Genomic DNA, 6,487 nt, shown 5'->3' on the forward strand with positions numbered 1-6,487 from the left:
AACAAGCTCAGTCGCAATGAGACAACTCGACTGGTGCCTCCGCTCATCCCATGAAATCAGAAACCTCAGCCGAAATGAGCCTGCAATTCTTTGTGAATCAATCGCCTCATTGCAACTTCAGCGAACTCGCGCTTCTCGAAGCATCTCGCCATCTTACGCCAACCCTCGAATCGATCTTTTCTATAGTCTGTAGCGTTCAAACCATCCAGACCCAGTCGCGTAGCAGCATCCTCTACCATCCGATCGAATAAATGCGGCGGCCATTCGTTCTCAACAGCAGCGATGAGACTAGCGATAGCGTTCTTTCGATCCTCACTGTCCTGAATAGCACGCTCCCAAGCCGTCTTATATTCCGTTATCCAGCCAAGCAGTGAGTCACAAAGCGCTCGATTGGACTCTTGCCAGTCCGGTGGGTATCCCTTCCCGTGTTCGAGGTACCATGCCTTTGCCTGCCGACGCTGTTTTTCGTCTGTACCAGTCGCTCCGGGGAGATTGTGAGCAATATTAGTGCGCAGACATTGAACGATCGACTGCGTAGCCGCACACTCCGAAGCCTTTGGACTTTGAGATACTTTAACGAGACGCTTCAATTCGTTAAACGCCGGTTGACCAGCTTCGTAGATGAAAGCGTAGGCCCACGTTACAAGCCTCACAAAATGAAGTTCATCTTCGGGCAGCTTTGGTATCTCGATGGTGACTTGGTCCACCATAGTGCGGCCAGTGGACGTATTCAAAAGTTGCCTAAGTTCGTCGGCAGCTTGACACACTTGAGAGAAGTTCATCGCTGACGCGCCCGAGACGTGAGGGGGTCCGCGAGCGGTCCTCTATAGTTAAAGACAATCGAAAACTCACGAATTTGTCTCCCTTGTGCGAAGTCGATGTGCGGAAAATGTTGCTCGGCCAGATCAACATGACGCCCCAACTGGTCGACGAGAATTGACCATCTATCACCGCCCAAGCGCTTTTCCAGAATGCCGCTAAAGACTCTTGGACGAAACGCTTCATCTGTGATCACGTGACGGTTGATCACGCGACTCACATCAACAAATTCGGTATCAATTTGCAGTTGCTGCCACGTGGCCATGCTGATTTTTTCATTCCCCGCCATCCAGTCCATAACTGCATCGAGATAACGATACTTCGGTGACAGCCCATCGGGCATCACAGCGGCAATGTCCGTTAATATTCCTTTGATCTTCCGCAGGTCCGATGCGTGCGTGGGAATTGGCTGACGCGCCCCTTGAAACAGCCATCTGCGTGTGGAAACCATCCACTCCATTCTCAATAGAAGATGAAGTGATCGATCATCAGTGCATATTTTCTGATAGTGCTCCCGAAGATAAGCAGCGGCTTGCATCGCTTTCGCTAAGTCGCCTTGCGAGACCTCATGCTCTCCTTCAGCCCTCTCCGGAGACATCGCGCGCGCGCGCAAATAGAATCCGACACTTGATCCGGCTTTATCCAACGCTTCGAAGGCCTCGTCACTGAGTGAAGAGTCGCCCAATACACCGGCAAAAAGCATACGTTGTCGGTTGAACGCATCGCGCTGAGCTGGTTGCAGGATTTCCGGCTCAACGAGATCGATGGTCGCCTTCACGTCCGCCTGCACTTCTAATCTCTGCAGATCGCCAAGCGACGAAGAGGCGCGAAGAATACCTGTCGGCATCCAAAGCGCAATATCGGTCGGCAGATAGCTGTCCACCCTAGCCGATGCAGCCTTTACCGCTTCACGAGCAGCTTTATATCCGGACCATACCTCCGCAGCCTCGTCCCCCCGCCGCGCCCCTTCCGTAGCCACAAAACCATAGGTCGCGGCCCGCTCGACCCACAAGTGCTCTTCAGTTCTGCGTGACGCATAGATCGAGCGATATCCCCCCTCGCGGATTAGACGCAACGCGGTATCCACCACCTCAGCAGCCTCCTCCAAGATGGCCCATTTCTCGTCCTGGCTCAACTGTCGATGCGTACGTACATATGCTCGTCGAAGCGTCGATTCTTGGAGCATTAGCCGGCCATTAGGCACGCCGCTTCGCACGCGAAGATTCGTTAACGCGCGCGCCACATTGGCATAGCAATCCTTATATCGCTCTTTCGCCGGTCCATCAGGCCCAATAGCGAAGACGATATCGGCAACAAATTGCGTTTCTTCGTTCTCATCTGGGCCGGCGCGATGTGCCGCCTCGATAAGATGAATAATTGCGTTGCCCTCTGCCTCGGCGCCACCAAGACGACGATCGCATACGAGTTGGGCCTCGAGCTGAAGTCTAGCGCCCACCAACACATCTGAATACTCGCTTTCAGCGTAGCTCCAACGAAATAAATCTTGCCGGTTGATCAAGTCAAGTATCAGATTCGGATCAACATTTCCTACTAATTCAGGTCGATCGGAAACTGCAGCCCTCAGCAGCAAGTTGACCGGCACCTCAATGTATAACCTCGATGCAGCCATGACAAAATCGATGATGCGACCAGCCGGCGCATCGCCCGCTACGTCATGCTGATTTATGTCTTCAAATAGGGATTCTGAGGACGGCTCATAGCCTGCCAATATCAGCGCTTGCCCGAGTACACCCATTGGGCGTGCTTTCGGCGGACTTGCCCCCCAAGAATGTATATCGCGCTCCGCTCTGCGAGCCTCATCTCCGAGTCCGCTGGACAATCGAGTGCGGCTATGTGGTAAAACCCAATAAAATCTCGCAAGTGCGTATGACGAATGCCGCAGCCTGTTGAAATTATTAATTAACTCGGGTTGAACGCGTTCAACTAGCTTACCGAGGTCTTTTCTCTCCCGATCTGAAAGCTTTGCGTCCGCCTCGATAAATCGAGGAGCTTTCTTAGTGACGTCGGGTCCGAGTCGATAGCAGGAACCGACCACGACAACGTGATGCCCCAGGCTTCGCAGACTATGTAAAAGATCGTCGTACTTTTGCGGGGAAGTGGTGGCATCGGCAATCAGCAGGGTAACGCCGCCCACTTTATCTACAGCCTTCAGAAACTCAAAAACGTCGCCGGGCTGTGGTAGCCGTCCACGCGCAAATAGTACGGCGTACCCTGATCTACGTTTCGTAAGAGCCAAGCGCGCCAGCGCAATGGTCTTTCCCACGCCCGACTGACCGTGAACGACAATTGCGCCCTTTTGCACATGGTGACGATTCAGCGCACCGCTTACCACCTCATGCAGCTTGGACTCAAAAGTGCGCTCAATGGCGAAATTGCGACGCACACCATCGAACGTCAATCGAATGCCGTCGGCCAAACCATGGAAAGCACTAAATGCGAGCTTTTCATCGTCCGAACTGAGAGGGGGCAGAAAACCACTCCAAGAATCATCGACGATTGCCGCCGAAGCCTCCGTTATCAGCCGAAGGCGCGGAGAAATCACGATCGACTTGTCGCCTGCGAGACTGACTAACTCTGGCTCGTTCCAATCGGATCCCCACTCGCCTCCACGGGCGGCTTGAATTTCTCCAAGGATGTTCGCAAGTGCCCGTGGGTCGCGAACGATGATTCCCGCACTTCTCAAATCTTCGTATGCGGCGCGATCATCTTCATTGAACTGTGGTTCATCGCCCAGCCATAGTACACCGCGTCTTGGAGCATTAGCCAACGACGCAAGTAAGTCCTCAGCGCGCAGCCAGTCACTCCGGGGGTCAAAGCCATCGACCAAAATAAGACCCAAAGCAGTCGCCGCCTCTTCCAAGCTCTGAAGCATGGCGCCCGCGTGACGAATCCGTCGTTGCGCAAGCCCTTGCAGACTGAGAGGCGCAGATGCCTCTACGGGCCCTATGCCCGCCCGTCCGAACAGATAATAAACCGGAGGACGCCTCAGGCTTCGCTGGTGCTTCGGCTTTAAGTTGCCGACAAGCACAAGCTCCGGCTCACGGCCTCTACTGGCTAGCAAGTCAATCAGACCGGGATCCACGGACGAGGTGAAAATGGCACTGAACGGTGCATCGCCAATAGTGTCGAGTGATACTGAGGGGATTCGTCGGCTAAACCGCTCATCAAGCCAAGTGTAAAAGTCGGTCGCGAGGCTATCGCGTGTGAGCAAGTCTCGCCAACTGCTACCCACCCTACCCGCGTGATTCAAAGCGATTTCGAGCACCGGATCGGGGTTCGAAGATGACCAACCCGCTGCCTGCCCTAGAAAGGCAACGATTGGAGAGCACTCTTCAATATGCGTTCGAAGCAACTGCGTACCGACAAACTCATCGTCAATTTGATGTTCCAAGCAACGCTCCCGCGCTAAGGCCGCAATCAGACGTACGGCAAATAAGACTCGAATCGGGTCACCGGTTCACTTTTGGGCTTTGAACATGGTTGGTACGCCGTCCACGAATTCAACATGCTCAAAAAACGCGACCTCACCTCAATTGCCGGTAATGTATCAGACGCGAGCAACACGTTCGAGGTACAGAATAGCGTTTGACCTCACGTCTGCCAGCCCCATGCTGGCGAAGCTGTATAGGCCGGAATAAGTCACTTCGCGGATGAACGGCCTGACAGGCTCGCGAGGGACGCAAGCGTCGATAGCAAGCGAAACGCGAGACAACAGCTAGGCGTCATACGAACCTAATCAAGTCAGTCGTGCGCGCAGAGACTCGATCTCACTATATCTCAGCACGATCAACTTTTAGCGAGACGTCACATGGCTCAGCACGGAGAAGAGCACACCAGCAAGGGGGTTCTCTCGGTAAACGATTTTTGCCAGTGGGCTGGCGTAGGCCGTACGGCAGTTTATTCCGAGATGAAGGCTGGTCGGTTGTCAGCCAGGAAATTCGGGCGGCGCACAATCATTCCGCAAGTCGAAGCCGAACGTTGGCTGGCGTCACTTCCTTTGCAGCGCAACTCATAACCGTCACCGCACTCGCTCCTACCTGCAAGACGTAGCGGCAGCACCGCTACATCTTGCGCAGTCGGCTTTCACTTGGCCGGGTCGTCCCTAGCTGAACCGGAACCCAGACCGGGCAAAACCAAGTTAGCCCACCGAACGCGGTCGCAAGCATCAACACCCCCGCGGCGCCGGCCCCTCGGGCACCAAAGTCCACGCCCGCATACCAACCATCCACCAATATGAAAACGAAGACTGCCACGGTCCAGAGTATCCGATTGAATCGAAGCGGCAATCGAGAGATGCGTTGACCGGTAGCCAGCTTCCGATAAAGGAATAGCCAAACAGACGCGCTGAGCGCACCTGAGACCCAGAACGCCTGGTCACCCCCTCGCGTCAGGTAATCGGTACCACCGTACCAACCCACGAACATCATCGCCATAAACGCGATCAAAGAGATCATCCAGTTCTTCATCTGTCGCACCTTACGATCTCGCGTCTCGGAACCATAGAGTCGCCGCCCGATGAGGCTACTCTAGCCCACAAAGTTCGAGTTGTGTCGCCATCACGCGTATCGCCAAGATGCCATGGACAATCGGTGGGCGCCACTTTATGGAGCGTATGGTTTGCGGCTACATAGCTGTAGCCGTCTCATTACAACGGAAACGATCCTCGACTGTCGCGAGACCGCGCAAGTCTGACAAATCCGCAAACCGGCCCTTAATGGCCTCCGCAAGCCTTTGACGCGAAAGCACTTTCCAACCGGCCTAATGCGCAGATGGCACGTTCAGGCCGGGTACGGACCTCCTGCTCGCACGCCAAGGGCGCGCCGGAGGCCACTACCGTGTGCCCCGCCAGGCCCGTCGCTAACTTCGCCTATAGCAGCTACTGCAAATCAATGAGGCAATGCTCGTATGGGCCAAGCACGATCACAGAAGGCGCCTGAATTGAATCAGCCGACTGCTGCGATGTTATTTCGACGCGCTGCGTTTGAAGATCCGCAACGAAGGCACGGTCAAGAACAAGGTGGCGTACCTCGCGCTGTGCATTAGAGCCGATGGCTGAACGGAAGTGCCCGGCTTGTGGATCGAGCAAACCGAGGGGGGGCAAACTGCACCCGCCCCCGGCAGTCAAAAATTCCGCTTCCTCGATTGACGAATCGCTGATTGAGCGAACGGCAAACGCACTATAAAAGCGCGGGACACATTGCTCTCCGCGACGCCAACGGCACCACCGCCATCCACCTCCGCGTCTCCTACCCACCGCGCCAGCCCCCGTATCACCGAGCAGATGATTCCCGCTCCATCATTGGAGTTGCCCCTGTAATCCCGGACACAGCTTCACACTAAGGTTGCTGATTCCGTCGTGCGCCGAAACGCTCGTGGTGAGCGGTACTTCAACGCGCTATGGGGATGCTTCTCGTTGTAATGCTCGAATGCGATGGCCAGGTTACTTGCTGCGGTTGCTGCATCCGGTTTCGGCATGAAGGCGACGTAATCGCGTTTCATCGTCTTTACGAAGCTCTCGGCCATGCCGTTACTTTGTGGGCTGCGCACCGGCGTGGTCAATGGCTTCAGCCCGATTTTGGCTGCAAACCGGCGCGTATCGTCCGACGTGTAGCCCGAGCCGTTGTCGCTTAACCACTCGATTTCGGAT

4 protein-coding genes and 1 pseudogene are annotated in these 6,487 nt (G+C 55.1%); 1 reads left to right on the forward strand and 4 read right to left on the reverse strand.

Annotated features, from left to right (window positions below; all coding sequences use genetic code 11):
- Positions 1-65: 65 nt before the first annotated feature.
- The 3 genes from BMY06_RS39290 to BMY06_RS36605 form a co-directional block, all read right to left on the reverse strand.
- Positions 66-782, reverse strand: a complete 717-nt coding sequence (locus BMY06_RS39290; protein WP_124263421.1) for a hypothetical protein — start codon at positions 780-782, stop codon at positions 66-68.
- The gene (locus BMY06_RS39295) at positions 779-3,712 is read right to left on the reverse strand and encodes a P-loop NTPase (RefSeq protein ID WP_124263420.1); all 2,934 of its coding nucleotides are present in this window, start codon (positions 3,710-3,712) and stop codon (positions 779-781) included. The genes BMY06_RS39290 and BMY06_RS39295 overlap by 4 nt, the downstream gene beginning before the upstream one ends.
- Positions 3,713-4,901: 1,189 nt before the next feature.
- A complete protein-coding gene (locus tag BMY06_RS36605) occupies positions 4,902-5,306 on the reverse strand; it encodes a hypothetical protein (RefSeq protein WP_074987714.1) in 405 nt (134 codons plus the stop codon).
- 497 nt (positions 5,307-5,803) lie between these two features.
- On the opposite strand from BMY06_RS36605, the pseudogene BMY06_RS40390 reads away from it, so the two are divergent.
- Positions 5,804-5,893, forward strand: a pseudogene (locus BMY06_RS40390) (transposase); the annotation flags it as partial.
- 278 nt (positions 5,894-6,171) lie between these two features.
- Here the strand turns inward: BMY06_RS40390 and BMY06_RS36610 are convergent.
- Positions 6,172-6,487: integrase core domain-containing protein (locus tag BMY06_RS36610; protein ID WP_143064427.1), on the reverse strand; the 316-nt coding region annotated here is incomplete at its 5' end.

The organism is Paraburkholderia tropica, assembly GCF_900109265.1.
Taxonomy (GTDB): Bacteria; Pseudomonadota; Gammaproteobacteria; order Burkholderiales; family Burkholderiaceae; genus Paraburkholderia; species Paraburkholderia tropica.

Coding starts and splice junctions, on each gene's coding strand:
- BMY06_RS39290 (WP_124263421.1), bottom strand. CDS start 782: ATGAACTTCTCTCAAGTGTGTCAAGCTGCCGACGAACTTAGGCAACTT.
- BMY06_RS39295 (WP_124263420.1), bottom strand. CDS start 3,712: ATGCTTCAGAGCTTGGAAGAGGCGGCGACTGCTTTGGGTCTTATTTTG.
- BMY06_RS36605 (WP_074987714.1), bottom strand. CDS start 5,306: ATGAAGAACTGGATGATCTCTTTGATCGCGTTTATGGCGATGATGTTC.